We start from the raw sequence: 25,728 nt of genomic DNA, 5'->3' as shown, positions 1-25,728 counted from the left end.
GCGGTCGGCGGCGGCGCGGCATCCGCCCCGGGATGTATCCCGCGCTCAGCCGTCGGCGGCGGGGAGGTAGACCCGCAGACCGTCCGCGACCGCGCGCACCCGCATCCGGAATCCGTCGGCGCCGACCTCTTCGAGCTCGCCGTCGTGCACCCAGATGTCGGGCGCGCTGCCGGCGGCCACCTCGAGTTCGAAGTCGTCGTCGAGGATCCGTTCCAGATCGGATGCCGGGGGCATCACCCGCAGCGCGCGGAGGACCTTGACGGTGTTCTTGCCGAAGGCGAGCGAGGCGACGGCGCGCAGCCGCGACCCGCGGGCGTGGTGGACGCGGACGTCGATGACGGCGTCGTGCAGGGTGGCCCGCTGCATCGTCGCGATGTGGTCGGGGTCGTTGCGCCCGACGCCCGCGAACACCGACCACACGCGGGCGCGCTTGCCGCCGCGGACGACGTCGACGGGGTGGGCACCGTGAACCTCGCGCCAGGCGGCGACCGCGCCGCCCCACCACTTGCCGAGGCTCGTGCGGCGCTCGCGCTCGGCGAGGAACTCGGGGTACGCTCCGAGCGAGACCGCGTTGAGGACCGTGATCGGATCGCCGCCGTCGACCGAGACCTCGGCGACCGCGACCGGACGCACGTGTCCCGCCGCGTAGGCATCGAGCCCGGCGTCGACGTCCTCGATCCCCGCCGAGCGCGCGAAGTGGTTGAACGTGCCGTTCGGCAGCACCAGGAGAGTGAGGTCGTGGCGGCGCGCGAGGTGCGCGGCGCGCGAGACCGACCCATCGCCGCCGAGGATCGCGAGGACCCGCGGCGGACTGTCGTCGGCCACAGCCGCCGCGACGACGTCGTCGAGGGTCTCGTCCTCACCCAGGCGGTGCACGGTGGCGCCCGGCATCCGTCGCTGCACGCCTGGGACGCGATCGGGTCGCCCGAGAGAGGCGCCCGAGCGGGCGTTGGCGACGACGAGGACCTCGAAACCGATCGGGGTGTCGCTCATGCCGCCACGGTAGGCTTCCTCGGGGTCCGCCGCCTCCCCTTGACACCCGCACGCGGTTCGCCGACGCGCACCGCCCGGCGCCGAATCACCGCCCCTGTGCCGAATCACCACCGAATTGGCGACATCGCGATGGTGATTCGGCAACCGAGTGGTGACTCGGCGGTGAGGGGCGGGGGCGGGTCAGGCCGGCGAGAGCGGACGGTGCTCGAAGAAGGTCTGCAGGACGACGGTCGTGCGGGTGCCCACCGAGGCGGCCGAGCGGATGTCGCGGATCAGCCGCTCGAGGTCGCGCGGGGTGGCCACGCGCACGAACAGCATGTACGCCGCGTCGCCGGCGATCGAGTGGCACGCCTCGATCTCATCGAGGTGCGCGATGAGCTCGGGGGCGTTGTCGGGCTGCCCGGGGTCGAGCGGGGTGATCTCGACGAACGCGGCGAGCGGCTTGCCCGCGACCTCGGGGTCGATGACGGCGCGGTACCCCGAGATGAGCCCGCGCGCTTCGAGCCGGCGCACGCGCGCCTGCGTCGCCGAGACCGAGAGCCCGGCGACGGCGGACAGCTCGTTGAGCGTCGCGCGCGCGTTGGCCGAGAGGGCGGCGATGATCGCGGTGTCGGGGGTGTCGGTCTCGTCTGCGGCCACGCTCCGACCGTACCGCAGGCGGGTTGCATACGAGATCCTTACGGCCTTACGCTGAAATGACCGGAAATCTTCCCGCAACAGCGCGAGGAAACCGTGAGGAATCGACAGGAGGTCCACCATGAGCACCGTCACCACTGCGCCGACGATCATCGGGATGCCCGAGGTCGTCGAGGACGCCCGCACGGCCGAGACCTCCACGGCCTGGGCGATGCTGCGGGATGCCGCGACCGCCCTGCAGGAACTGCAGACCACCGACGGCTCGGTGCCCGACGCCGCCGACCACGACGCCGCCCGCCGCCACGTCGAGGCGATCACCGCCGGCATCCGCTCGCTCTCCCCTGCCTTCCCGCACGACGCCGCCTACCTCGAAGCGAGCGTCGCGGACTTCGACCGCTGGGTCTCGGAGGGCTTCGGCGTCCCGGACTTCCTCGACTCGCTCGTCGCCTTCCAGCCGCAGGAGCACCGCATCGACGGACTGCGCCACCTCGTGGTCTTCCCGATGTACACGCAGAACGGCACCCGCGACCGCAAGGTCGAGGCCGTCCTCGTCGAGACGATCTGGCCCGAGTTCATCGCCGAGCTCGAGCAGACCTACACGAACCGCCTGTTCGTGTCGTTCCGCCTGCTCGACTTCACGCCCGGCTACGACACGAACTCGGCCGTACTCTTCCCCGAGACCGTCGCGATGCGCGAGATCCCGACCTTCACGTGGGGCGCGATCTTCCAGGACCGCGAGGCGGCCCGCTACCGCCGCGTCGTGCGCGCCGCCGCGGACATCACCCGGCTCGACCTGCCCGACGCCGCCGCGCGGCTGCTCGACGACCAGCGTCTCGCCGAGAAGACCTTCGTCATGTGGGACCTCATCCACGACCGCACGCACATGCGCGGCGACCTGCCGTTCGACCCGTTCATGATCAAGCAGCGGATGCCGTTCTTCCTGTACTCGCTCGAGGAGCTGCGCTGCGACCTCACCGCCTTCCGCGAATGCGTCGCCATCGAGAAGGACCTGTCGGCGAAGACCCAGCTGACGGATGCCGAGACCGAGATGCTCGAGCACGCCGGCCTCGTCCAGTACGCCGTCATCTTCGACCGCATCTTCCGCTTCGCGATCACCGGCACGCGCGTGCGCAACTACGACGGACTCGGCGGGCAGCTGCTGTTCGCGTGGCTGCACCAGCGCGGCGTGCTGCACTGGACCGACACCTCGCTGGCGTTCGAGTGGGACCGCGTCGCCGACGCCGTCATCGCCCTGAGCGACGCGATCGACCGGCTCTACTGGGAGTCGATCGACCGCCCGAAGGTCGCGCACTGGCTCGCCGCCTACGACCTCGTCCGCCAGACGGTCACCCCCCACCCCGCCTCGCAGTGGGCCCGCGGCCTGTCGGACGAGATCCTGGCCGGTCCCCCGAAGGGCTACACCGACGCGGTCCTCGACGACGAGTTCCCGCTGTCGATGTTCTTCGAGGCCCTCGAGAAGAAGATGCGTCCCGTGATCGCCGGCGTGGCCGGCATACGGGCCACCGACGCCTGATCCGCCGGCGGCCGGCTCCGGGGGGATGCCGGCCGCCGCGGTTCAGTGCCCGCACGGTCACTCGCTCGCGACGCCGCCCGCGGCTTCGCGTGACGACGACGGGATGCCGGGGGCCGCGGCATCCGCTTCGGTCGTCTCGGGCGCCTCGCGGTACTCGGCCGAGAGCGTCCGGTAGGAGCGGGAGAGGAAGGCGGCGAGCGCCGCGGCCACCATGACGAGCCCGCCGATGAGGAAGATGAGCGCGATCCCGCGCATCTCGCCCTCGCCGAGCAGCCACGACCAGGTGCGCCGGCCCTCGTCGGTGCGCAGGGCGGGGATGATCCAGAACTCGGCGATCGGGGCGATCGCGAACGACGTGATCGGCCCGGTCGACACCTCGAGGGCCGTCGCGGCGCCGAACACCCGGCCCTGGCGCTCGAACGGCACGACCTTCTGGATGACGGTCTGCTCGGCGGACTCGATCACGGGGACGAGCGTCATGTACGCCCAGATTCCCAGCGCGTAGAGCCACCACCACTCCCGCAGGGTGAAGACCGCGCCGAGCAGTCCCATCGCCGCGACCGCGAGCAGGAGCGTGCGGATCGGTTTCGTGCCGAGTCCCTTCGCGGCGACGATGCCGCCGCCGATGAGGAAGCCGGTCGCGGTCACCGCGAGGACGACGCCCCAGATCTTCACGTCGAAGAGCTCGAGACCGTAGGGGTCCATCAGCGCCATGTAGAGGCCGCCGATGAGGTTGTTGAAGGTGGAGAAGAGGATGAGCGCGAACAGCCCGGGGACGGCACGGATGGCCGCCGCCGCGCCCCGGACGTCGAGGATCTTCGAGCCCGGGTCGGGCGTCGGCGCGCCTTCGGTGATGCGCACGAACAACAGGTGGACGAGCGGGACCGCGGTGAAGGCGATCGCGACGGCGAGCGTGCCGCCCATGCCGACGAAGCCGACCGCGAGGCCCGACAGGGCGCTCGTCACGATGAACGCGATGCCCTGCACGGTGCCGACGAGCCCGTTCGCGTTGGCGTGGCGCTCGGTGGGGACCAGCAGCGTCACGGTCGTCGACAGGGCGATGTTGCGGAGATTCTCGACCACCGCGCCGATGAGGATGATGCCCGAGAAGAGCCAGAACCAGTGGCCGCCGAGGTCGAGGATCGCCGACTCGGGCTGCGCGAGGTAGATCGCACCGGCGGCGAGGAAGGCGGCGAGGGTGAAGACCCCGGAGAACACCATGACGGCGTGCTTGCGGAACCGGTCGACGAGGGTGCCGAAGACCATGCCGAAGATCGCGAGCAGCAGCATGTAGGCGCCGCCGATGATGCCCGTCGCGAGCACGGACTCGGTCTCGAGGTACACCCAGAAGGTCAGGGCGAACCACAGGAAGCTCGTCGTGACGTTCGCGACGGCCGTGTTCACCAGCACGTGCAGGAACGTGCGCATGCCGCCGGGCGGGACGGTGCGGGATGCCGGCGTCGCGTCGCTCATGCCGCGAGGGTATCGCCGGCCTCCGACACCGGAAAGAGAGTCCGCACGCGACCTAGGCTGGAGGGGTGACGACGCTCCACGACCCGACGATCCGTTCCTTCGCCAGCGACAACTACTCAGGTGTGCACCCCGAGGTGCTGGCGGCCCTCGCCGCAGCGAACGACGGACACCAGATCGCCTACGGCGAGGACCTCTACACCGAGCGCCTGCAGCAGGTGTTCGCCCGCCACTTCGGCGACGACGCGCAGGCGTTTCCCGTCTTCAACGGCACCGGGGCGAACGTCACCGGCCTGCAGTCGATGCTCCCGCGCTGGGGCGCCGTGGTCGCGGCATCCACCGCCCACATCAACGTCGACGAGGGCGGTGCTCCCGAGAAGGTCGCGGGCATCAAGATCCTGAACGTGCCCACCGACGACGGCAAGCTCACCCCCGAGCTCGTCGACCGCGAGGCGTGGGGCTGGGGCGACGAGCACCGCGCGCAGCCGCTCGTCGTCTCGATCACGCAGTCGACCGAGCTCGGCACCCTCTACACGCCCGACGAGATCCGGGCCCTCGCCGACCACGCGCACGCGCGCGGCATGCGCCTGCACCTCGACGGCGCACGGCTCTCGAACGCGGCCGCCGCGCTCGACCTGCCGATCCGCGCGTTCACGCTCGACGCGGGCGTCGACGTCGTCAGCGCCGGCGGCACGAAGAACGGCGCGCTCGCGGCCGAGGCGATCGTCGTGCTCGACCCCGCGGCATCCGCCGGGCTCCCCTTCCTGCGCAAGCTCAACATGCAGCTCTCGTCGAAGATGCGCTTCGTCTCGGCGCAGCTGATCGCGCTGTACGAGGACGACCTCTACCTGCGCAACGCCCGCCACGCCAACGCGATGGCCGCGCGCCTGCGTGCCGCCGTCGAGGCCGGGCTCGCGGACGGGTCGATCGCCGGGGTGCGGTTCAGCCAGCCCACGCAGGCCAACGGCGTGTTCGCGATCCTGCCCGACGGCGTCGCCGACCGGCTGCGCGAGTCGTTCCGCTTCTACGACTGGGATGCCTCGATGAACGAGGTGCGCTGGATGTGCTCGTTCGACACGACCGAGTCGGACGTCGACGCGTTCGTCGCCGAGCTCTCGCGCCTCACGCGCGGCTGAGGCTCAGCGCAGGGCGCCGACCGAGGCCAGCGCCTGCCGCACGAGCGTCGACCGGCCGCCCTCCATCTCGGCGGCGAGGGCGTCGGATGCCGCCTCCTCGGGCGACATCCACGTCACCTCGAGGGCGTCCTGACGCGGTTCGCACGTTCCCGTCACCGGCACGACGAAGGCGAGAGACACCGCGTGCTGCCGGTCGTCGTGGAACGCGCTGACGCCCGGGATCGGGAAGTACTCCGCGACCGTGAACGGCGCGGGCTGCGGCGGCAGCAGCGGGAAGGCCATCGGGCCGAGGTCGTTCTCGAGGTGACGGAACAGCGCGTCGCGCACCGTCTCGCCGTACCGCACACGGCCCGACACGATCGTGCGGGAGATCTCCCCCATCGGGGTCGCGCGCAGCAGGATGCCGACCTCGGTCACCGCTCCCATGCCGTCCAGGCGCACCGGCACCGCCTCGACGTAGAGCATCGGCAGACGCCGACGCGCCTCCGCGAGCTCGACGTCGCTCAACCAGGCCGGATTGCTCGCCGAGCCGGGACGCCCCATCGACGAGCCGAGCCCCCGCAGCGGATCGCGCGCGGCCCCCTCGTCGTCGCGCTCGTTCGGGTCGGGGTCGGGAGTGCGGACGGCCATGCCTCCATGTATACCCGAGCGGATGCCGCGCCGCCCGGCTCGTGCGCCGGTGCCGCCGGAGCGGTGTCGGCGCCCTGGTGCAGGATGGACGCATGGCCGCCGCCTCACCGCTCGATCCCGATGTCGTCCTGTGGTCCGCGCCCGCCGAGGAGCGCGGCGACCGCCCGCTGCTCGTGCTGCTGCACGGGTACGGCTCGCACGAGGGCGACCTGTTCGGGCTCGTGCCGCACCTGCCCTCCGCGTTCGTCGTCGCCGCCGTGCGGGCCCCGCTCGCCCCCCGGTTCCCGATGCCCGGGTACTCGTGGTTCACGATCGATGGCGTCGAGAGCCGCGACCACGGCGAGGTGCTCGCCAGTGCCGAGGCGGTCTGGGACTGGGTCGACGAGGTGCGAGGGGACGCGGCATCCGTTGGTCTCCTCGGCTTCTCGCAGGGCGGCGTGATCGCGCTGCAGATGCTGCGGATGCGGCCCCGCGACGCGGCGTTCGCGGTGAACCTCGCGGGCTACGCGTTCCCCGAGCCGCATCCCGGCGACGCCGAGCTCGCCGAGGTGCGCCCGCCGGTGTTCTGGGGGCGCGGCGCGCGCGACGAGGTCATCCCGCCGCGGTTCGTCGACCACACGGCGCAGTGGCTGCCGGGCCACGTCGAGCTCAGCGGACGCGTGTACCCGAACCTGGCGCACAGCGTCTCGGAGGAGGAGCTCGGCGACGTGCGGGTGTTCCTCGAGAAGCAGCTCGCGAAGCGCGCGGGCTGATCGGCCCCTGGCATCCGCTCGTCGTCGCGGCTACCATGGTCCGGTCCCTGTCCCGAGTGTGAGGAAGAGCCGTTGAAGGCAATCGACGCGATCGCGCTGTGATCCCGCGCTGACCCGTCGACCCTCCTCGAGGACGATTCCGACGGTCCGCCCGGTGATCGATTCACCGACCGGCGCGGACCGTCCCCCTTCGACCGCAGCACCTCGTGCTGCCCGGATGCATGAAGCGCTGCCTCCGTATCGTCGACGCCGGCGTCCGCGCACCCCCATCACAGGGAGGCGCTCATGCCCACCACTCTCACCTCCGCGGTCACCCTCGACCGCGTCACCTACGCCTGGCCCGACGGCACCGTCGCGCTGAGCGACGTGTCCGGCGCCTTCGGCGGCGGCCGCACCGGCCTGGTCGGGCGAAACGGCAGCGGCAAGTCGACGCTGCTGAAGCTCATCGCGGGGACCCTCGTCCCGGCATCCGGGTCCATCTCGACGGCCGGACGCGTGGACCTGCTGCCGCAGCAGCTCACGCTCGACACCGGACGCCGCGTCGCCGACGTGCTCGGGATCGCGCCGGTGCTCGACGCCGTCCGGGCGATCGAGCGCGGCGACGTCGACGAGCGGCACTTCGACACCGTCGGCGACGACTGGGACGTCGAAGCACGTGCGACGGCGGCCCTCGCCGAGGTCGGCCTGCCCGACGGGGCGCTCGACCGCCGTGTCGGCGAGCTGTCGGGCGGCGAGGCGGTGCTCGCCGCGCTCGTCGGCGTGCGGCTGCGCGGCGCCGAGATCGCGCTGCTGGACGAGCCGACGAACAACCTCGACCGCGACGCGCGGGCGCGGGTGCACGAACTCGTGCGCACGTGGCGCGGCACCCTGATCGTGGTCAGCCACGACGTCGCGCTGCTCGAGGAGCTCGACGACACCGCCGAACTCCACGAGCATGAGCTCTCGGTGTTCGGCGGCCCATACTCCGCATGGAAGGCGTGGCTCGACACCGAGCAGGCCGCGGCCGTGCAGGCCGAGACCGCCGCTCGGCAGCTGCTCCGGCGCGAGAAGCGCGACCGGCAGCAGGTCGAGTCGGCGATCGCCATGCGGAACGCGCACGGCAAGAAGCTCGCCGCGAAGAAAGCGGCGCCGAAGATCGTGCTGGGCGCCATGAAGCGCTCCGCCGAGGTCACCGCGGGCAAGCTCCGCGTCGAGGCGAACGAGAAGGTCGCGGCCGCCCGGGCGGCCGTCGACACCGCCGGCCGACGCGTGCGCGACGACGACACCGTGCACATCGACCTGCCCGACCCCGGCGTCGGCACCGGTCGGCGCATCGCGACGATCGGCGACGGCGAGCGCTCCTGGACCATCCAGGGGCCCGAGCGCGTGGCGCTCGTGGGGCCGAACGGCGCGGGCAAGACGACGCTGCTCGAACGGCTCGTCGCCTCGGCGGGGGCGGTCGGGATCCCCGGTCGGGCGCTTTCTGTGCCGAATGCAGGTTCAGCCGGCGGCGAAGGGGGCGAGACGGGGTCGGATGCAGCTTCGGCCCTGCACTCGGCACATCACGACGTCACCGCCGAGGCGCACACCGACCGGATCGGATACCTGTCGCAGCGGGTCGACGGGCTCGACGAGGCCGCGTCGGTGCTGGCGAACGTCCGCGCCGGAGCGCCCGGGGTCGGCGACGCCGAGCTGCGGAACCGGCTGGCCCGGTTCCTCATCCGCGGCGACACGGTGCTGCGGCCGGTATCGGCGCTGTCGGGCGGCGAGCGGTTCCGCGTCGCACTCGCCCGGCTGCTGCTCGCCGATCCGGCGCCGCACCTCGTGGTGCTGGACGAGCCGACGAACAACCTCGACCTCGACACGGTCGACCAGCTCGTCGACGCCGTCTCGGCGTATCGGGGCGCCGTGCTCGTGGTCAGCCACGACGACGTGTTCCTCGAGCGGATCGGTCCCGACCTCACGCTGGAACTGCGGGACGGCCGGATGACGGAGCTCTGACGCGCGGGCCGGGGCGCAAGCCCCGGCCCGATGTCGGTGGTCCGCGTGATGATAGGAGCATGGCGGACGTGCTCGAGCGCTTCAGTCCTGCGACGCAGGACTGGTTCCGCGGCGCCTTCCACGCCCCGACCGCGGCGCAGGCCGGCGCCTGGCAGGCGATCTCGGCGGGCAAGCACGCCCTCGTCGTCGCGCCCACCGGCTCGGGCAAGACGCTGTCGGCATTCCTGTGGGCCCTCGACCGCATCTTCCGCGACCGTGTCGCCGAGGCGCCGAGGCAAGACGCGAAGCCGACGAAGAAGCGAGCGGATGCCGCTTCCCCCCGTACACGCGTCCTCTACGTCTCCCCACTCAAAGCGCTCGGCGTCGACGTCGAGCGCAACCTCCGTTCCCCGCTGGTAGGCATCGGCCAGTCGGCCCGGCGGCTGGGGATGCCGGCGCCCGACGTCACGGTCGGCGTCCGATCCGGCGACACGCCCTCCGCCGACCGGCGCCGCCTGCTCGCGGATCCGCCGGACATCCTCATCACGACGCCCGAGTCGCTGTACCTCATGCTGACCTCGCAGGCGGCCGAGACGCTGCGCGGCATCCACACCGTCATCGTGGACGAGGTCCACGCCGTGGCCGCGACGAAGCGCGGCGCCCACCTCGCCGTCAGTCTCGAGCGGCTCGACGCCCTGCTCGACACCCCGGCGCAGCGCATCGGACTGTCGGCGACGGTGCGTCCGATCGACGAGGTCGCCCGGTTCCTCGGCGGCGCGGCTCCGGTGGACATCGTCGCGCCGAAGGGGAGCAAGGCCTTCGACCTCTCGGTGGTCGTCCCGATCGACGACCTCACGAACCCGCCCCCGCCGCCGGGTGCGCCCGAGGAGGAGGCGCCCGTCGCGACCGATGACGACGATGACGGCGACGGCGACGGCGGCAACTGGTACACGCCGCCGCAGTCGTCCGAGATGACGGGGTCGGTCTGGCCGCACGTCGAAGAGGCGATCGTCGACCGCATCCTCGCGCACCGCTCGACGATCGTGTTCTCGAACTCGCGCCGGCTCGCCGAACGGCTGACCGGCCGACTGAACGAGATCTACGCCGAGCGCGTCGGCATCGACGTGCCCGACCCGACGGTTCCGGCCGCGATGAGGGTCCCGGGAGCAGAGGCTCCGGGCGTCGCGAATGCGACGTCTGGAGGAGCGGTCAGGGCGGCGCAGGCGGGGGCCTCGGCCGGCGTCGAGGCGATCCTCGCGAAGGCGCACCACGGCTCGGTGTCGAAGGAGCAGCGCGCGCAGGTCGAGGACGAGCTGAAGTCGGGTGCGCTGCGCTGCGTCGTCGCGACGAGCAGCCTCGAGCTCGGCATCGACATGGGCGCCGTCGACCTCGTCATCCAGGTCGAGGCGCCGCCCTCGGCGGCCTCCGGTCTGCAGCGCGTCGGGCGCGCGGGCCACCAGGTCGGCGAGGTCAGCCGAGCCGCGCTCTTTCCCAAGCACCGCGGCGACGTCCTGCACACCGCGGTCGTGACCGAGCGGATGCTGGCGGGCCAGATCGAGGCGATCTCGGTGCCGCAGAACCCGCTCGACATCCTCGCCCAGCAGACGATCGCCGCCTCCGCCGTGGCCGTCCTCGACGTCGAGGGGTGGTTCGAGACGGTCAAGCGGTCGGCCCCGTTCCGTTCGCTGCCGCGCTCGGCCTATGAGGCGACGCTCGACCTGCTCGCAGGGCGCTATCCGTCCGACGCGTTCGCCGAACTGCGCCCCCGCGTCGTGTGGGATCGGGATGCCGGCACCATCACCGGGCGGCCCGGTGCGCAGCGCATCGCCGTCACCAGCGGCGGCACGATCCCCGACCGGGGGCTGTTCGGCGTCTTCATCTCGGGCGAGGCCCGCAACGCCCGCGTCGGAGAACTCGACGAGGAGATGGTCTACGAATCGCGCGTCGGCGACGTCTTCACCCTCGGCACGACGAGCTGGCGCATCGTCGAGATCACCCACGACCGCGTCAACGTCCTGCCCGCGTACGGGCAGCCGGGCAAGCTGCCGTTCTGGCACGGCGACGGCCTCGGCCGCCCCGCCGAGCTCGGCGAAGCGCTCGGCAAGTTCTCGCGCGAGCTGTCGACGGCGAAGCCCGAGAAGGCGACCGAGCGGCTGCGCGAGTCCGGCCTCGACGACAACGCGATCGGCAACCTGCTCGCCTACATCGGCGAGCAGCGCGAGGCCACGGGCAGCCTGCCGACCGACAAGACACTGACCGTCGAGCGGTCGCGCGACGAGGTCGGCGACTGGCGCGTCATCCTCCATTCCCCGTACGGCATGCACGTGCACGCCCCGTGGGCGCTGGCCGTGAACGCGCGCATCCGCGAGCGTCTCGGCGTCGAGGGCGCCGCCGTCGCCAGCGACGACGGGATCATCGCGCGCGTGCCCGACACCGATGCCGAGCCGCCGGGCGCAGAGCTCTTCGTCTTCGACGCCGACGAGCTCGAGCAGCTCGTGACCTCCGAGGTCGGCGGCTCCGCGCTGTTCGCCTCGCGCTTCCGCGAGTGCGCCGCCCGTGCCCTCCTCCTGCCGCGCCTCAACCCGAACAAGCGATCGCCGCTCTGGCAGCAGCGGCAGCGCTCCGCGCAACTGCTCGAGGTCGCGAAGGAGCATCCGACCTTCCCGATCATCCTCGAGACCCTGCGCGAGGTGCTGCAGGACGTCTACGACCTGCCCGCCCTTCTCCGCATCGCGCGGAGCATCGCGGACCGCCGCATCCGTCTCGTCGAGACGACGACCAGCTCGCCGTCGCCGTACGCGCGCGACCTGCTCTTCGGATATGTCGGGGCGTTCATGTACGAGGGCGAATCGCCCCTCGCCGAGCGTCGCGCCGCCGCGCTCTCGGTCGATCCGGCGCTGCTGAGCGAGCTGCTCGGCAAGATCGAGATGCGCGAGCTGCTCGACCCGGGGGTCATCGAGCAGTACGAGCGCGAACTGCAGCGGCTCGACCCGACGCGGCGGGTGCGCGGCGTCGAGGGTGTCGCCGACCTGCTGCGTCTGCTCGGTCCGCTCTCGGCCGCCGAGGTCGCCGAGCGGCTCGAGGGAGCGTCCGTCGATCCCGACGCGCCGGCGCCGGCCGCGACCGAAGCCGACGCCGCCGCGCTCCTCGACGAGCTCGTCGAGGCACGCCGGGCGATCCGCGTCACGTTCGGCGGCGTCGCACGCGTCGCGGGCATCGAGGACGCGGGCCGCCTGCGCGACGCCCTCGGGGCGGCGCTGCCCGTCGGCATCCCGACCGCCTTCCTCGAATCCGTCGCCGATCCGCTCGCCGACCTCGTCGCCCGCTACGCGCGCACGCACGGCCCGTTCCGCACCTCCGACGTCGCGACCCGCCTCGGCGTCGGCGGTGCGGTCGCGCGCCAGACGCTGCAGCGACTCGAAGCGCAGGGGCGCCTGGCGAGCGGATTCTTCCTGCCCGCCGACTCCGCGCACACCGACGACCTGGAGTGGTGCGACAGCGAGGTGCTGCGCCGGATCCGGATGCGGTCGCTCGCCGCGATCCGCGGCAGCGTCGAACCCGTCGCCCCCGACGCGCTCGGCCGCTTCCTGCCGGTCTGGCAGCATCTGACGCGTCCGCTCGAGGGGGTCGACGGCGTGCTCGCGGTCGTCGAACAGCTGGCGGGTGTGCCGCTGCCGGCGAGCGCGTGGGAGTCGCTCATCCTCCCCTCGCGCGTCCGCGACTACTCCCCCGCGCTGCTCGACGAGCTCACCGCGACCGGCGAGGTGCTGTGGTCGGGTCACGGCTCACTGCCCGGTCGGGACGGCTGGATCGCCCTGCACCCCGCGGATGCGGCATCCCTCACCCTGCAGGTGCCCGAGGACGAGCCCACGCCGTTCGAGCAGTCGATCCTCGACGCGCTCAGCGCGGGCGGCGCGTACTTCGCGGGCCAGCTCGCCGGCATGGTCGAGGCGCCGAACGAGCAGTCCGTCATCGACGCGCTGTGGAACCTGACCTGGTCGGGGCGGGTGACGAACGACACGTTCGCCCCGGTCCGCGGGCTCCTCGGCGGGGGGTCGCAGGCCCACCGCGTGACCCGGCGCACACCGCGCAGCCGCATGTTCCGCGGCACGCCGATCGCGGCCGCCGCACGTCCCGCACCGCAGCGTCCCGCGATGGTGGGCGGGCGGTGGTCGCTGCTGCCGACGCCCGACACCGACGCGACGCTGCGGGCGACGGCGACGGCCGGTCTGCTGCTCGAGCGCTACGGCGTCGTCACGCGCGGCTCGGTGCAGTCCGAGGGCGTGCCCGGCGGGTTCGCGCAGGTCTACCGGATCCTCGCCGGATTCGAGGATGCCGGGCACTGCCGCCGCGGCTACTTCGTCGAGAAGCTGGGCGCCGCCCAGTTCGCGACGTCCGCCACCGTCGACCGGTTGCGCGAGTTCGCGTCGGTGCCCGAGCCCGCGCCGCTCACCGCGCGGACGCTCGCCGCGACCGACCCGGCGAACCCGTACGGTGCGGCGCTCACCTGGCCCGCGCTCGAGGGTGTGAACCACCGGCCCGGGCGCAAGGCGGGCGGGCTCGTCGTGCTCGTGGACGGCGCCCTCGTGCTGTACCTCGAGCGCGGCGGGCGCACGGCGCTGGCCTTCACCGACGACGAGGAGATCCTCGCCGCCGCCGCCCGCAGCCTCGTCGACACCGCCCGCGCGCGGAAACTCGACACCCTCACGATCGAGCAGGTCAGCGGCGCGTTCGTCTATACGACCGCCGCGGGCCGCGCCCTGCGCGACGCCGGGTTCGTCGAATCGCCGAAGGGCCTCACGCTGCGGCGCGGAGCTCGCGAGCCGCAGCGAGCGTAGGGAGGCCGCATGCCCGAGGGCGACACCGTCTTCCGCGCCGCGCGGAAGCTGCACGAGGCACTCGCCGGCCACGAGGTGACCCGTTTCGAGGTGCGGGTGCCGCGCAGCGCGACCGTCGACCTGCGCGGCGAGACCGTGCGCGAGGTCGTCCCCCGCGGCAAGCACCTGCTCATGCGCATCGGCACACAGACCCTGCACTCGCACCTCAAGATGGAGGGCCGCTGGCACGTCTACCGGCCCGGGCAGAAGTGGCGCGCGCCCGCGTTCCAGGCGCGGGCGATCGTCGGCACCAGACCCGCGGATGCCGTCGGTTTCGAGCTCGCCCTGGTCGAGGTCCTGCCGACCGCCGACGAGGGCCGCGTCGTCGGGCACCTGGGGCCGGATCCCCTGTCCGCCGACTGGGATGCCGCCGAGGCGGTGCGCCGGGTCGCCGCCGACGAGCGGGCGATCCACGTCGCGCTGCTCGACCAGCGGAACGTGGCCGGGTTCGGCAACGAGTACGCCAACGAGCTGCTGTTCGTGCGCGGCATCCGTCCCACCGCCCTCGCCCGCGAGGTCGACGTGGCGGGTCTCATCGACACCGGGGTGCGGATGATCCGCGCGAACCGCGACCGGCAAGGGCGGACGTTCACCGGCGACAACCGACCCGGCAAGCAGACGTGGGTCTACGGACGCGGCGGCAAGCCGTGCCGCCGGTGCGGCACGCTCATCCAGGGGTCCGAGCTCGGGGCGCGCGCCACGAGCGAGCGGATCGTCTTCTGGTGTCCCGTCTGCCAGCCGTGACAGAGGCTCACTCCTCGGGCGGCAGCCCCTCGATGCGGTAGCGGCGTTCGATGCCCGCCGTCGCGCGGCCCCACTCGCTCTCCGCCGTGCGACGCTGGTGGGCGCGGAACGCCTGCGCGTCGGTGAAGAGCTCCTCGACCGACCAGGCGCGACCCCCGCCGAGCGGGGTGATCTCGAACAGCAGGCATCCGGGCTCGGCCCGCGTGCGCTCGATGTGCGCGTCGACGTGGCGACGCACGGCATCCGCTTCTTCCTGCGTGTGGCAGATCATGCGGCCCGACAGACGGACGCCTCCGATGTCGACCATCAGTGACCGATGTACCGGCCGGGCCGGTGGTTGAGGGCGAGCACGAGATTCAGCACGACGGCCCCCGCAGCGCTGAGCAGGACGTTCGGCCACGGGACCACGAGGAGGGCGAGCAGGATGACGAGGACATCGAAGACCATCATGGTCCACCCGACGCGGATGCCGGTCGCATCCTGGACGATCAACGCCACGACGTTGACGCCGCCGAGGCTGGCGCCGTGGCGGAAGACGATGAGCAGCCCGATGCCGGCGAGGAGGTTCCCGGCGACGGTGCCGAAGATCGGGTCGATGCGCTCGACGACGAAGAAGTGCTCGATGAGCACCGAGAACCCCGAGACGGCGCCGATGCAGACCAGGGTGCGGAGCGCGAAGTCCCAGCCGCGCTTCCAGACGGCGAGGACACCGAAGGGCAGGTTGACCACCGCGAACAAGGCCCAGAAGGGCCACGAGACCGCATAATTCAGCAAGAGCGAAAGGCCCGCGGTTCCGCCGGTGACCGCGGTGCTGAGGTGCAGCAGGAACAGGCCGAGCGAGACGGTGAAAGTGCCCGTCGCCAATCCCACGACGTCGTCGAGCCATGAATGCGGAGCGGCTTTCTGCTCGAACACGAGCGACGGACCGGTCTCGGGAGCGGCGGCGTCGATCGGGTCTGCGGGCGCGGTCACCGAATCAGGTTACCCAGCCCTGGTCAACCCCATGATTTCGGTGGTCTCAGGGGAATGAAATGCCTTGTGGGACGTTGTATCCGTCGAGGAGGACCCGTGGGCAAGAACTACATCGACATCGAGAACGACCGAGGCGAGACGCTGCGCTACCGCAAGCATGCCAACGGACGTGGCTTGATCGCGAACGGCGCCAAGGTGCACCCGAGCGCGGTCGTCGAAGCGGGCGCCTACGTCGAACCGGGAGCGCAGATCGCGGCCGGGGCGCGGATCGGACGCGGCGTCTGGATCGAACCCGATGCCATGATCGGCCCGAACGCCGAGATCGCGCCGCACGCGCACATCGGCCCGGGCGCCGTGATCGGCGCGGGCGCGAAGATCGGCGTGCGCTGCTTCGTCGGGGCGGGCGCCCGTGTGGCGAACGAGTCGCTGATCGGCGACGACGAGAGCATCGGCGACGGCGAGCGTGTCGCGACCGACCGTCGCGGGCTGCGACTGGCGGCCTGACCTGATCGGACGACCCGACCCTCACCCGGTCGGGTCGTTGTCCGTGCCGCGGGTTAGCCTCGGCGGGTGAGTACTTCCCGGTCGCGTCGTGTCGCCCTGGCGGCCGTGATCGGGATGCTGGTGCTCGCCGGGCTCTGGGTGGCGTGGTCCGCTGCGCCCGAGCCCGCTGGTGTTCCCGAGGGCGCGGGTGTTCCCGAGGGCGCGGTCGCTTACACGGTCGAACGGGTGGTCGACGGCGACACCCTCGCCGCACGGGGGCCGGACGGCGAGGTGCGGGTGCGCCTCATCGGCATCGACACCCCCGAGGCCCGGCCCGAACCGGAGTGCGGAGCGGATGCCGCGACCGCCCGGCTGCGCGAACTCGCCCCCGACGGGAGCCGGGTCTGGGCGACCGCCGACCGGGAGCCGGTCGACCGGTACGACCGTGCGCTGCGCTACCTCTGGACGCCCGACGGGGTGTTCGTGAACGAGACGCTCGTCGCCGAGGGCCACGCGGAGACTCTCCGCATCCCTCCGAACACGCGCTACGCGACGCGGTTCGCCGACGCGCAGCGCACCGCGGAGGCGGACGGTCTCGGCCGCTGGGGGTCGTGCTGAGACCCGCGCGGCTACGCTGACAGGCATGGCGACACGCGGCGGACCCCAGCGCAAGGGCGGCCGCCCCGGCCTGGGCAAGGCTTCGGCGAAGACGTCTGCGAAGCCGAAGTCGCGCGCGAAGGCCGTGCCGGAGCCGGCGACCGTCGCGGCACCTCCCGCGGGACCGTTCCGGTTGGGCGCCGTGCCCGGCGCGACCCCCGGGAAGTGGATCGACACCTGGAAGACGCGGATGCCGCGCACGCCGCTCGAGCTCGTCCCCCTGCTCGTCGCGGAGCAGCGCGGGGCGTTCGAGCGGGGCGATGTCGACGCCGCGATCGTGCGGCTGCCCATCGACCGCGACGGGCTGCACGTCATCCCTCTGTACGAGGAGACGACGGTCGTCGTGTGCGCCGCGGACTCGCACCTGACCGCTGCCGATGAGCTGACCGTCGAGGACCTCGCCGGCGAGGTGCGGATCGTCCCGCGCGACGATGTGCTCGGCGTCGACCTGCCGGGAACCGAGGCGCCCCGCTTCGCCGCACCTGCGACGACGGGCGAGGCGATCGAGACCGTCGCCGCCGGCGTCGGGATGGTCGTCGTGCCGATGTCCCTCGCACGGCTGCATCACCGCAAGGACGTGACGTTCCGTCCGCTCGCGGGGGCCCCGGCATCCGCTGTCGCCCTGGCTTGGCCGGCGGACGGGACGACCGAGCTGGTCGATGCGTTCGTGGGCATCGTGCGGGGCCGCACCGCCAACTCGTCCCGCTGACACACGGCGTTCGGCCTCCGACCGGGCATTTAGACTGGACGGATGGCCCCGCTCGTCTACCTCTGCGTGCGCCCGCAGGTGGATGCCGCGGACGGCGAGTACGCGTCGTTCCAGCACGCGATGGGCGTCGACGAGACCGGGCTCGAGCGGTGGAACCTCGTCGAGGACGACCTGCCCGCCGACGCGTTCACCCGGTGGCGGGGGTTCGTGGTCGGCGGGAGCCCGTACAACACGACCGATCCCGCCGATACGAAACCGGTGGAGCAGCGGCGGATCGAGGCGGGCCTCGGTGCGGTCGCGCAGGCTGCCGCGGCGGGCCGGACGACCGCGCTGTTCACGTGCTTCGGGATCGGGGTCGCCTCGCGCGCGTTGGGCGGCGAGGTGACGCGGGACTACCCGGAGGGGACGGGGCCCACAGGCATCCGTCTCACCGAGGACGGTCGACGCGATCCGCTGTTCGGCGACCTGGCAAAGGAGTTCAGCGCGCTGACGGCGCACAAGGAGGGCACCTCGCGGTTGCCCGCGAATGCCGTGCTGCTCGCCACGAACGACGACTGCCCGGTGCAGGCGTACCGGCTGGGCGAGCGGCTGTACGCGACGCAGTTCCACCCCGAGCCGACCGGGGTCGCCTTCACCGAGCGGATGACGATCTACCGCAACCACGGCTACTTCGACGCGGACGAGTACGACGCCGTCGCGGCGCTCGTGCTGTCGGCCGACCTCGCCGAGCCGCAGCGTCTGTTGCGCCGTTTCGCTGCCATGTTCTGACCCGGTCGCCGGGCATCTGCACGATGCGTGGTGCTGGTGTGCACACGCGAGCCGCGTGAGGCGACACCGACCCCACGGGTCGTGCGGACGTCAGGCGCGGGCGAGGGCGAGTTCGCCGCGGCGTCCGCGGATCCAGAGCGCGATCGGGACGAGCACGACGACGGCGGCCGCGATGAACGCCGCGATGGCGATCGGGGTCGACTGGGGCTCGCTCACGGTGCGGCCGACGCCGATCCAGAGCAGGCCCCACGCCGAGGCGAGGGCCGGGGCGAGGCGGCCGCCCGTGCCGATCGCGCTGGCCGCGGCGATGAGGGCGACGACGATGAGGACGGCGACGCCCCACGCGTTCGCCGCCCGACCCCACGACTCGGGGGCGACCTCGGTCGTGAGCCAGGCTGTCGTGTTGGCGACCGTCGCCAGCGTCACCCATCCGAGGTGAAGCCCCACGGTGACGTCTGTGAAGAACGTCTCGGCCACCGTCCGCGGCGGGTTCAGGACGAGGAGACGCATGGTCCAGCCGAGCGCGACGAGGAGCGCGACGATGGTCACGACGGTCAGCAGGAGCGTCGTGTACTGGGCCGCGAGCAGCCACAGACCGTTGAGGACGGCCGTCAGGGCGATGGGGTAGCCGACGCGACGCTGACGATCGCTGCCCCGCTGCGACGGCAGCGCCTGCCAGACCGTGTACGCGATCATGAACGTGTAGATGACGCTCCAGATCGAGAACGCGGAGCTCGCCGGCGCGAGCACGGTCGAGGTCGCGGAGAGCGCGCCGTTCTGCAGATCCTGCACCGGGGTGCCGCCGAAGACGCCCGAGCCGAACAGCGCGGCGATGATCATGAACGTCACCGCCGAGATGACGACGATCTGACGTGTCAGGTCGGAGGAGCGGGATGCGGTGGAGCTCATCATGGCGCGACGGTACGTCGCGCCCCGGCGGCGCAGCGAGCTCTTGACAGTCGGATGCCGGGGCGCCCAGCGCGGTCGCGGGTGTCACGGATTCGGATGTGCCCGCCGGATTCGGACCACACCAGCGGTTGGCATCCGAATCCGGGGACATGCTCCGAATCCGGCGCAGGTAGGCGCCCGCCGACCTACTCCCCGATGACGACCGCGGAGTCCGGCGCGACGACGAGTCGATCGCCCTCGCGACCGGGGTCGGTCGACGCGATCCAGACGTCGCCGCCCGGCACGTCCCAGGGCTCGCTCGACAGGTTCACGACCACGCGGGCACCACCACGGCGGAGCATGTACCGGTTGCCCGACGCCGTCGGCAGCACCTCGGCATCCCGCCCACCGGGACCCGGATGCGTCAGCTCGGGGCGCGAACGCCGCAGCTCGGCCAGCCGCCGGTACAGGTCCAGCAACCGTGCGTGATCACCGACCTCGACCTCCGACCAGTCCAGCTTCGACCGCTCGAACGTCGCGGGCTCGTTCGGATGCGGCACGATGCTCTCATCCCAACCCATCTTCACGAACTCCTCGATGCGTCCCTTCGCGGTCGCCTCGGCGAGCTCGGGCTCGGGGTGCGAGGTGAAGAACTGCCACGGCGTCGACGCGCCCCACTCCTCGCCCATGAACAGCATCGGCGTCCCCGGCGCGGTCAGCGTCAGCACCGCGGCCACCGCCAGCCGATCCGTCGACAGCGTCGCCGTCAACCGGTCGCCCGCCGCGCGGTTGCCGATCTGGTCGTGGTCCTGCGCGTACGTCACCAGCCGCCACGACGCCGACTCGTCGGGCACCGGCTTGCCGTGATCGCGCTCCCGGAACGACGAGTAGGTCCCGTCGTGGAAGAAGCCCTTCGTCCACACCTTCGGCAGCGCTTCCGGATCGGCGAAGTCCTCGTAGTACCCCACCGTCTCGCCCGTCAGAGCAACGTGCACGGCGTGATGCCAGTCGTCCGACCACTGCGCCGTCAGACCGTACCCGCCGGCCTCGCGCGGCAGGAACATCACCGGATCGTTCATGTCGCTCTCGGCGATCAGCGTCAACGGCCGCCCGACGTGCGCGCTCAGTGCATCGGTCCGCTCCGCGATCTCCTGCAGGATGTGCACCGGCTGCGCGCCCGACTCGTGCAGCGCGTGCACCGCGTCCAGACGCAGACCGTCGACGTGGAAGTCCCGCATCCACATCAGCGCGTTCTCCACGATGAACGACCGCACGGCCGCCTCATCCAGGTTCAGGCTGTCGCCCCACGTGTTCCGCGACCCGTCCCGCAGGTACGGCCCGTACTCCGGCAGGTAGTTTCCGCTCGGACCCAGGTGGTTGTAGACGACGTCCTGGATGACCGCGAGACCCGCGGCGTGCGCGGCATCCACGAACCGCTGATACGCGGCCGGCCCGCCGTAGGTCTCCTGCACGGCGTACCACAGCACGCCGTCGTAGCCCCAGTTGTGGGTGCCGTTGAAGGCGTTCACCGGCAGCAGCTCGATGTGCGTCACGCCGATGTCGATCAGGTGGTCGAACCGGGCGATCGCGGCATCCAGCGTTCCCTCGGGTGTGAACGTCCCCAGGTGCAGCTCGTAGATCAGCCCGCCACCGAGCTGACGCCCCGTCCACGCGTCATCCGTCCACGAGAAGGATGCCGCGTCGAACCACGCCGACGCCTCGTGCACACCGCGCGGCTGCCGCCGCGACCGGGGATCCGGCCGCAGGTCGTCGCCGTCGCCCAGCACGAAGCCGTACTCGTCGCCGTCCGCGAGCACGACGTCGGCACGCCACCAGCCGTCGCCGGCCGCGACCATCGCCACGTCGTCCATCCCGGGACGGCGCAGACGCACCCGCTCGACCCGCGGAGCCCAGACCTCGATCACGATGCGTTCCCCTCGATGACATCCGCCGGCGCCAGCAGCGCGACGGGATAACTGTCCAGCAGATCGGCCAGGCGCACGCGCCCACCCTCGACACGTCGGCCGGTCAGCACGTCGACCATCGCACCCGTGCGCGTCAGCAGCTCGGTGTCGCCCCAGCCGCCGCGCGCGGCGAGACCGGTGGGCAGACGCGTCGCCACCGCGACGGCCCCGCCGCGGTCGAACGCGACCGCGTGGTCCGCCGCCTCCCCGGCCGCCGTCATCGGCGTGTACCGCGCGAACAGCTCCGGGCGGTCGCGCTTGAGCCGCAGCGCGCGCGACACCACGAGCAGCTTCGCCGCGCCCGAGCCGTCGACGGGCGGCATCCACCCCTCGTCGAGACGCGCGAGCAGCCGGCGACGCTCTGCGAAGTCGACCTCGCGGCGATTGTCGGGATCGACGAGTGAGTGGTCCCACAGCTCGGTGCCCTGGTACACGTCGGGCACACCCGGTCCCGCCAGCTGCAGCAGCTTCAGCGACAGCGAGTTCGACCGGCCGAGCGGCGCGATCTCGTCGACGAACCCTTCGACGATCGCCCGCGCGTCGCCGAACGCGGCGTCGACGAGGTGGTGCATCTTCTCTTCGAACGCCTCGTCGGGCTCCGACCACGTCGTGCTGTTCCCGGCTTCGCGCGACGCCTTCTCGGCGTACGCGTGCAGCCGCTCGCGCGACGCGGGCCACGCCCCCACGATCGCCTGCCACAGAAGGTTGTCGAACGGTCCGTCGCCCGTGGACGAGACCTCGCGCAGCGCGCCGAGCACCTCGGCCCACCGCTCCGGCATCTCGGCCAGCACCGACAGTCGCGCGCGCACGTCCTCGCTGCGCTTCGTGTCGTGCGTCGACAGCGACGTCATCGCCGCGGGCCACGCCGCCTGACGGTGAGCGGATGCCGCGTGGAACCCGTCGGCATCCACCGCCCACTCGGTCGGGTCGCCGCCCACCTCGGTGAGCGTGCCCAGCCGGGTGAACCGGTAGAAGGTCGTGTCCTCGACGCCCTTCGCCATGACGGGGCCGGTCGTCTGCATGAACCGTCGCGTGAACTCCGCCTCGGGCTCCGCGACCAGCCGGGCCGCAATCGCCTCGAAGGCGGCGGCGAGCTCGGGGCGCCGTCCCGACGCCAGCGCGACCGCCGCGTCGAGTTCCTCGGTTCCCGCCGGCAGGTACGCGCGGTACACCGGGAAGGCTGCGAGCAGCTCGGCGAGCGCGTCGAGCCACTGCTCGTCCGACGCTCCGCCGCGCTCGGCAGCGGGCACGAGGGCCGCGAGCCGCAGCACCTCGGCGTGCAGCCCGTCGGTCGCCCAGGCGAGCTTCGCCTCGTGCATCATGTCGGCGTAGTCGGCGTCCTGGCCGCCCCGCAGCCGGGCGTCGAGCTCGGTCAGCGCCTGCTCCCCGGCCGGATCGATCAGCACACGGTCGAGCACCGCCATCGCGTCGTACCCGGTCGTGCCGTCGGTCGCCCACCACGCGGGCAGCTCCTCGCCGTGCTCGAGGATCTTCTCGACGAGCACGTACGCGCCGCCGGTCGCATCCGCCAACAGGTCGAGGTATCCGCCCGGGTCGGCCAGGCCGTCGGGGTGGTCGACCCGCAGTCCGTCGGCGAGGCCCTCGCGGATCCACCGCACGATCTCGACGTGCGACGCGTCGAAGACCGCCGGGTCCTCGACGCGCACCCCCGCGAGCGTCGTCACGGCGAAGAAGCGCCGGTAGTTGAGCTCCGCGTCGCCGCGCCGCCAGAACAGCAGTTCGTAGTGCTGCCGGGCGAGCACGTCGCGCACGTCGCCCTCACCGGTGCCGTCGGCCAGCGGGAACTCGTGGTCGAAGTACCGCACGACTCCCGCTGCGGAGTCGACCTCGATCTCGCCGTCGTCGATCGCCTGCTCGAGCTCACGGCCCAGCACCGGCAGCCGCAACCGCCCGCCGAGCGCCCAGTTGACGTCGAACGCGGCCGCGTGGGGTGAGTCCTGACCGCGCCGCAGCACGTCCCACCACCACGGGTTCTCCCGCGGGGCGGACACGCCCTGATGGTTCGGCACGATGTCGATGAGGATGCCGAGGTCCGCCGCGCGAGCGGCGTCGGCGAACCGCTGCAGACCCTCCGCGCCGCCCCGCTCGGGGTCGACGACGGTCGGATCGGTCACGTCGTAGCCGTGGTCCGAGCCGCTCGTCGCCTGCAGGATCGGCGACAGGTAGGCCCAGTCGACGCCGAGGTCGCGCAGATAGTCGGTGAGCTCGGCTGCGGCATCCAGGTCGAAAGCCTTGCGGATCTGCAGCCGGTACGTCGACCGGGGAGTGCTCCGTCGCCCGGTCATCAGTGGGGCAGCTCGATCTGCGGCGCCTCAGCGGGGATCACGTCGATCGCGCCCGTCAGGGCGGCGAGCGAGGCCGCGACGGACGGATCCGGCTCGACGGTCTCCTGGACGTGGTCGCGCAGGACGACGAGCGCACGACCGCCGACCGAGACGGTGCCGCCCGGGTCGACGAGGGGGGCGTCTGCCGCACCGCCGGCGGTGTCGACGATCACCTCCCAGCGGGGGCTCGCCGACGCTGTCGGCACCGTGAAGTCGATGTCCTCGTCGCTCGCATTGAAGAACACGAAGAAGTGCCGGTCGTGGATCTCCTCACCGCGACGGTCGCGTTCGCGGATGCCGTCGCCGTTGAGGAACACGCCGACCGCGCGCCCGAACCCGGAATCCCAGTCCTCGGGCTGCATCTCGGAGCCGTCGGGGCGGATCCACGCGATGTCGGGGAGCGGCGCCCCCTCCTCGCGGCGCACCGGTCGGCCGTCGAAGAACCGCCGACGCCGGAACGTCGGGTGGTCGCGCCGCAACCGAGCGAGCACCGAGGTGAACTCGATGAGCGGCTGGTCGACGGAGCTCCAGTCGATCCAGGTGATCTCGTTGTCCTGCGCGTACCCGTTGTTGTTGCCGCCCTGCGTGCGGCCGAGCTCGTCGCCGTGCGCGATCATCGGCACGCCCTGGCTCAGCAGCAGCGTCGCGAGGAAGTTCCGCTGCTGCCGCGCCCGCACCCGCAGGATGTCGGGATCGTCGGTCGGCCCCTCGACGCCGTGATTGTAGGAGCGGTTGTGCGATTCGCCGTCGTTGCCGTCCTCGCCGTTGGCGTCGTTGTGCTTCTCGTTGTACGACACGAGGTCGCGCAGCGTGAACCCGTCGTGCGCCGTGACGAAGTTGATGGATGCCACCGGCCACCGCCCGTCCTGCTCGTACAGGTCGGCCGACCCCGTCAGGCGCAACGCGAACTCGCCGAGCGTAGAGGGCTCGCCGCGCCAGAAGTCGCGGACGGTGTCGCGGTACTTGCCGTTCCACTCCGTCCACTGCGGGGGGAAGTTGCCGACCTGGTACCCGCCGGGGCCGATGTCCCACGGCTCGGCGATCAGCTTGACCTGGCTGACCACCGGGTCCTGCTGCACGAGCTCGAAGAACGTCGACAGGCGGTCGACGTCGTAGAACTCGCGGGCGAGGGTCGAGGCGAGGTCGAAACGGAAGCCGTCGACGTGCATCTCGAGCACCCAGTAGCGCAGCGAGTCCATGATCAGCTGCAGCGCGTGCGGGTTGCCGACGTTGAGGCTGTTGCCCGTGCCGGTGTAGTCGGTGTAGTACCGCTTGTCGTCGTCTTCGAGCCGGTAGTACGCCATGTTGTCGATGCCGCGCATCGACAGCGTCGGGCCCATGTGGTTGCCCTCGGCGGTGTGGTTGTAGACCACGTCGAGGATGACCTCGATGCCCGCGGCGTGCAGCGCCCGCACCATCGCCTTGAACTCCTGCACCTGCTGGCCGACGCCGCCGCCCGCCGAGTACGTGTTCTGCGGGGCGAAGAAGGCGATCGTGTTGTAGCCCCAGTAGTTCGAGAGGCCCTTCTCCTGCAGCGTCGAATCGTTGACGAACTGGTGCACCGGCATGAGTTCGAGCGCCGTCACGCCGATCTTCTTGAGGTGCTCGATGACGACGGGGTGCGCGATCGCGCTGTACGTGCCGCGGATGTCCTCGGGGATGTCGGGGTGCGTCATCGTGAGGCCCTTGACGTGCGCCTCGTAGATGACGGTCTCGGCGTACGGGGTCTTCGGCTGCCGGTCACCCTGCCAGTCGAAGAACGGGTTGACGACGACGCCTTTCATGTTTGCTGCGGCCGAGTCCTCGTCGTTGGTCGAGTCGGGGTCGCCGAACGTGTAGCTGAACACCGACTGCCCCCACTCGACCTGGCCGTCGACGGCCTTGGCGTAGGGGTCGAGGAGGAGCTTGTTCGGGTTGAAGCGGCATCCGTTGGCGGGGTCGTACGGGCCGTACACGCGGTAGCCGTACCGCTGCCCCGGCTGCACCGACGGCAGGTAGGCATGCCAGACGAACGCGTCCACGTCGATGAGCTCGACGCGGGTCTCCTGACCGCTCTCGTCGAACAGGCAGAGCTCGACTTTCTCGGCGCCCTCGCTGAACAGGGCGAAGTTCGTCCCATTGCCGTCGAAGGTCGCTCCCAGGGGGTAAGCGGAACCGGGCCAAACCTGCATGCGTACTCCCGTGTTAGGTGGAAGGCCACAGTACCCAGGC

At 71.8% G+C, this 25,728-nt stretch carries 20 protein-coding genes; 10 read left to right on the top strand and 10 right to left on the bottom strand.

Features of this window, described 5'->3' with window-relative positions; all coding sequences use genetic code 11:
- Positions 1-45: 45 nt before the first annotated feature.
- Positions 46-993, bottom strand: coding sequence for a diacylglycerol/lipid kinase family protein (locus tag ACPEH2_RS05325; RefSeq protein WP_359920245.1), 948 nt, complete (start codon positions 991-993; stop codon positions 46-48).
- 180 nt (positions 994-1,173) lie between these two features.
- Positions 1,174-1,632: an Lrp/AsnC family transcriptional regulator gene (locus ACPEH2_RS05320; protein ID WP_359920242.1), complete on the bottom strand. Its 459-nt coding sequence runs from the start codon at positions 1,630-1,632 to the stop codon at positions 1,174-1,176.
- Between the two features lie 118 nt (positions 1,633-1,750).
- On the opposite strand from ACPEH2_RS05320, the gene ACPEH2_RS05315 reads away from it, so the two are divergent.
- Positions 1,751-3,163, top strand: coding sequence for a DUF6421 family protein (locus ACPEH2_RS05315; RefSeq protein ID WP_423718382.1), 1,413 nt, complete (start codon positions 1,751-1,753; stop codon positions 3,161-3,163).
- A gap of 57 nt (positions 3,164-3,220) precedes the next feature.
- Here ACPEH2_RS05315 and ACPEH2_RS05310 read toward each other — a convergent pair whose 3' ends face one another.
- Positions 3,221-4,636, bottom strand: coding sequence for an MFS transporter (locus ACPEH2_RS05310; RefSeq protein WP_359920236.1), 1,416 nt, complete (start codon positions 4,634-4,636; stop codon positions 3,221-3,223).
- Between the two features lie 65 nt (positions 4,637-4,701).
- Here ACPEH2_RS05310 and ACPEH2_RS05305 point away from each other — a divergent pair, with 65 nt between their 5' ends.
- Positions 4,702-5,769 (top strand): threonine aldolase family protein, encoded by a 1,068-nt coding sequence (locus ACPEH2_RS05305; RefSeq protein WP_359920233.1) that lies wholly within the window; start codon positions 4,702-4,704, stop codon positions 5,767-5,769.
- Positions 5,770-5,772: 3 nt separating this feature from the next.
- Here the strand turns inward: ACPEH2_RS05305 and ACPEH2_RS05300 are convergent, their stop codons facing one another.
- Complete coding sequence (locus tag ACPEH2_RS05300; protein WP_217529510.1) at positions 5,773-6,399, bottom strand: NUDIX hydrolase family protein; 627 nt, start codon at positions 6,397-6,399, stop codon at positions 5,773-5,775.
- 92 nt (positions 6,400-6,491) lie between these two features.
- Here ACPEH2_RS05300 and ACPEH2_RS05295 point away from each other — a divergent pair, with 92 nt between their 5' ends.
- From ACPEH2_RS05295 to ACPEH2_RS05280, 4 genes are all read left to right on the top strand, one after another.
- Positions 6,492-7,151, top strand: a complete 660-nt coding sequence (locus tag ACPEH2_RS05295) for an alpha/beta hydrolase (protein ID WP_359920230.1) — start codon at positions 6,492-6,494, stop codon at positions 7,149-7,151.
- A gap of 285 nt (positions 7,152-7,436) precedes the next feature.
- Positions 7,437-9,131: an ABC-F family ATP-binding cassette domain-containing protein gene (locus tag ACPEH2_RS05290; protein ID WP_423718381.1), complete on the top strand. Its 1,695-nt coding sequence runs from the start codon at positions 7,437-7,439 to the stop codon at positions 9,129-9,131.
- A 59-nt stretch (positions 9,132-9,190) separates the two neighbouring features.
- The gene (locus ACPEH2_RS05285) at positions 9,191-13,948 is read left to right on the top strand and encodes an ATP-dependent helicase (RefSeq protein WP_423718380.1); all 4,758 of its coding nucleotides are present in this window, start codon (positions 9,191-9,193) and stop codon (positions 13,946-13,948) included.
- A 9-nt stretch (positions 13,949-13,957) separates the two neighbouring features.
- Positions 13,958-14,731, top strand: a complete 774-nt coding sequence (locus tag ACPEH2_RS05280) for a DNA-formamidopyrimidine glycosylase family protein (RefSeq protein WP_423718379.1) — start codon at positions 13,958-13,960, stop codon at positions 14,729-14,731.
- Positions 14,732-14,738: 7 nt separating this feature from the next.
- Here the strand turns inward: ACPEH2_RS05280 and ACPEH2_RS05275 are convergent, their stop codons facing one another.
- Positions 14,739-15,038: a putative quinol monooxygenase gene (locus tag ACPEH2_RS05275; protein WP_423718378.1), complete on the bottom strand. Its 300-nt coding sequence runs from the start codon at positions 15,036-15,038 to the stop codon at positions 14,739-14,741.
- Positions 15,038-15,703 (bottom strand): YitT family protein, encoded by a 666-nt coding sequence (locus tag ACPEH2_RS05270; RefSeq protein WP_423718377.1) that lies wholly within the window; start codon positions 15,701-15,703, stop codon positions 15,038-15,040. Before ACPEH2_RS05270 ends, ACPEH2_RS05275 begins: the two co-directional genes overlap by 1 nt.
- Positions 15,704-15,799: 96 nt before the next feature.
- Between ACPEH2_RS05270 and ACPEH2_RS05265 the strand changes: the two genes are divergently transcribed.
- The 4 genes from ACPEH2_RS05265 (at position 15,800) to ACPEH2_RS05250 (ending at position 18,320) form a co-directional block, all read left to right on the top strand.
- The gene (locus tag ACPEH2_RS05265) at positions 15,800-16,207 is read left to right on the top strand and encodes a transferase (protein WP_064003742.1); all 408 of its coding nucleotides are present in this window, start codon (positions 15,800-15,802) and stop codon (positions 16,205-16,207) included.
- 66 nt (positions 16,208-16,273) lie between these two features.
- Positions 16,274-16,804 (top strand): thermonuclease family protein, encoded by a 531-nt coding sequence (locus ACPEH2_RS05260; RefSeq protein WP_423718376.1) that lies wholly within the window; start codon positions 16,274-16,276, stop codon positions 16,802-16,804.
- A gap of 25 nt (positions 16,805-16,829) precedes the next feature.
- The gene (locus ACPEH2_RS05255; RefSeq protein WP_359920217.1) at positions 16,830-17,552 is read left to right on the top strand and encodes a LysR substrate-binding domain-containing protein; all 723 of its coding nucleotides are present in this window, start codon (positions 16,830-16,832) and stop codon (positions 17,550-17,552) included.
- Positions 17,553-17,594: 42 nt separating this feature from the next.
- Entirely contained in the window at positions 17,595-18,320 is a 726-nt protein-coding gene (locus ACPEH2_RS05250) for a glutamine amidotransferase-related protein (RefSeq protein WP_423718374.1), read from the top strand.
- Between the two features lie 90 nt (positions 18,321-18,410).
- Here ACPEH2_RS05250 and ACPEH2_RS05245 read toward each other — a convergent pair whose 3' ends face one another.
- The 4 genes from ACPEH2_RS05245 to glgX all read right to left on the bottom strand — a co-directional run bounded on the left by ACPEH2_RS05245 (position 18,411) and on the right by glgX (position 25,688).
- Complete coding sequence (locus tag ACPEH2_RS05245) at positions 18,411-19,229, bottom strand: tryptophan-rich sensory protein (protein ID WP_423718461.1); 819 nt, start codon at positions 19,227-19,229, stop codon at positions 18,411-18,413.
- A 185-nt stretch (positions 19,230-19,414) separates the two neighbouring features.
- The gene (gene treZ, locus ACPEH2_RS05240) at positions 19,415-21,133 is read right to left on the bottom strand and encodes a malto-oligosyltrehalose trehalohydrolase (protein WP_359920206.1); all 1,719 of its coding nucleotides are present in this window, start codon (positions 21,131-21,133) and stop codon (positions 19,415-19,417) included.
- A complete protein-coding gene (gene treY / locus ACPEH2_RS05235) occupies positions 21,130-23,478 on the bottom strand; it encodes a malto-oligosyltrehalose synthase (protein ID WP_423718373.1) in 2,349 nt (782 codons plus the stop codon). Before treY ends, treZ begins: the two co-directional genes overlap by 4 nt.
- A complete protein-coding gene (gene glgX, locus ACPEH2_RS05230) occupies positions 23,478-25,688 on the bottom strand; it encodes a glycogen debranching protein GlgX (protein WP_366213688.1) in 2,211 nt (736 codons plus the stop codon). Before glgX ends, treY begins: the two co-directional genes overlap by 1 nt.
- Positions 25,689-25,728: the final 40 nt, after the last annotated feature.

This window comes from Microbacterium sp. NPDC064942, from assembly GCF_049545525.1.
Lineage (GTDB): Bacteria > Actinomycetota > Actinomycetes > Actinomycetales > Microbacteriaceae > Microbacterium > Microbacterium gawkjiense.
Note: the sequence above shows the minus strand (reverse complement) of the source record. Positions and strands in the feature narration are given on the sequence as shown.

What these genes read in the sequence shown, in the direction of transcription:
- ACPEH2_RS05315 (WP_423718382.1), top strand. Translation starts at nt 1,751, where the DNA reads ATGAGCACCGTCACCACTGCGCCGACGATCATCGGGATGCCCGAGGTC.
- ACPEH2_RS05290 (WP_423718381.1), top strand. Translation starts at nt 7,437, where the DNA reads ATGCCCACCACTCTCACCTCCGCGGTCACCCTCGACCGCGTCACCTAC.
- ACPEH2_RS05295 (WP_359920230.1), top strand. Translation starts at nt 6,492, where the DNA reads ATGGCCGCCGCCTCACCGCTCGATCCCGATGTCGTCCTGTGGTCCGCG.
- treY (WP_423718373.1), bottom strand. Translation starts at nt 23,478, where the DNA reads ATGACCGGGCGACGGAGCACTCCCCGGTCGACGTACCGGCTGCAGATC.
- ACPEH2_RS05245 (WP_423718461.1), bottom strand. Translation starts at nt 19,229, where the DNA reads ATGAGCTCCACCGCATCCCGCTCCTCCGACCTGACACGTCAGATCGTC.
- ACPEH2_RS05300 (WP_217529510.1), bottom strand. Translation starts at nt 6,399, where the DNA reads ATGGCCGTCCGCACTCCCGACCCCGACCCGAACGAGCGCGACGACGAG.
- ACPEH2_RS05275 (WP_423718378.1), bottom strand. Translation starts at nt 15,038, where the DNA reads ATGGTCGACATCGGAGGCGTCCGTCTGTCGGGCCGCATGATCTGCCAC.
- ACPEH2_RS05310 (WP_359920236.1), bottom strand. Translation starts at nt 4,636, where the DNA reads ATGAGCGACGCGACGCCGGCATCCCGCACCGTCCCGCCCGGCGGCATG.
- ACPEH2_RS05250 (WP_423718374.1), top strand. Translation starts at nt 17,595, where the DNA reads ATGGCCCCGCTCGTCTACCTCTGCGTGCGCCCGCAGGTGGATGCCGCG.
- glgX (WP_366213688.1), bottom strand. Translation starts at nt 25,688, where the DNA reads ATGCAGGTTTGGCCCGGTTCCGCTTACCCCCTGGGAGCGACCTTCGAC.
- ACPEH2_RS05255 (WP_359920217.1), top strand. Translation starts at nt 16,830, where the DNA reads ATGGCGACACGCGGCGGACCCCAGCGCAAGGGCGGCCGCCCCGGCCTG.
- ACPEH2_RS05285 (WP_423718380.1), top strand. Translation starts at nt 9,191, where the DNA reads ATGGCGGACGTGCTCGAGCGCTTCAGTCCTGCGACGCAGGACTGGTTC.
- ACPEH2_RS05325 (WP_359920245.1), bottom strand. Translation starts at nt 993, where the DNA reads ATGAGCGACACCCCGATCGGTTTCGAGGTCCTCGTCGTCGCCAACGCC.
- ACPEH2_RS05280 (WP_423718379.1), top strand. Translation starts at nt 13,958, where the DNA reads ATGCCCGAGGGCGACACCGTCTTCCGCGCCGCGCGGAAGCTGCACGAG.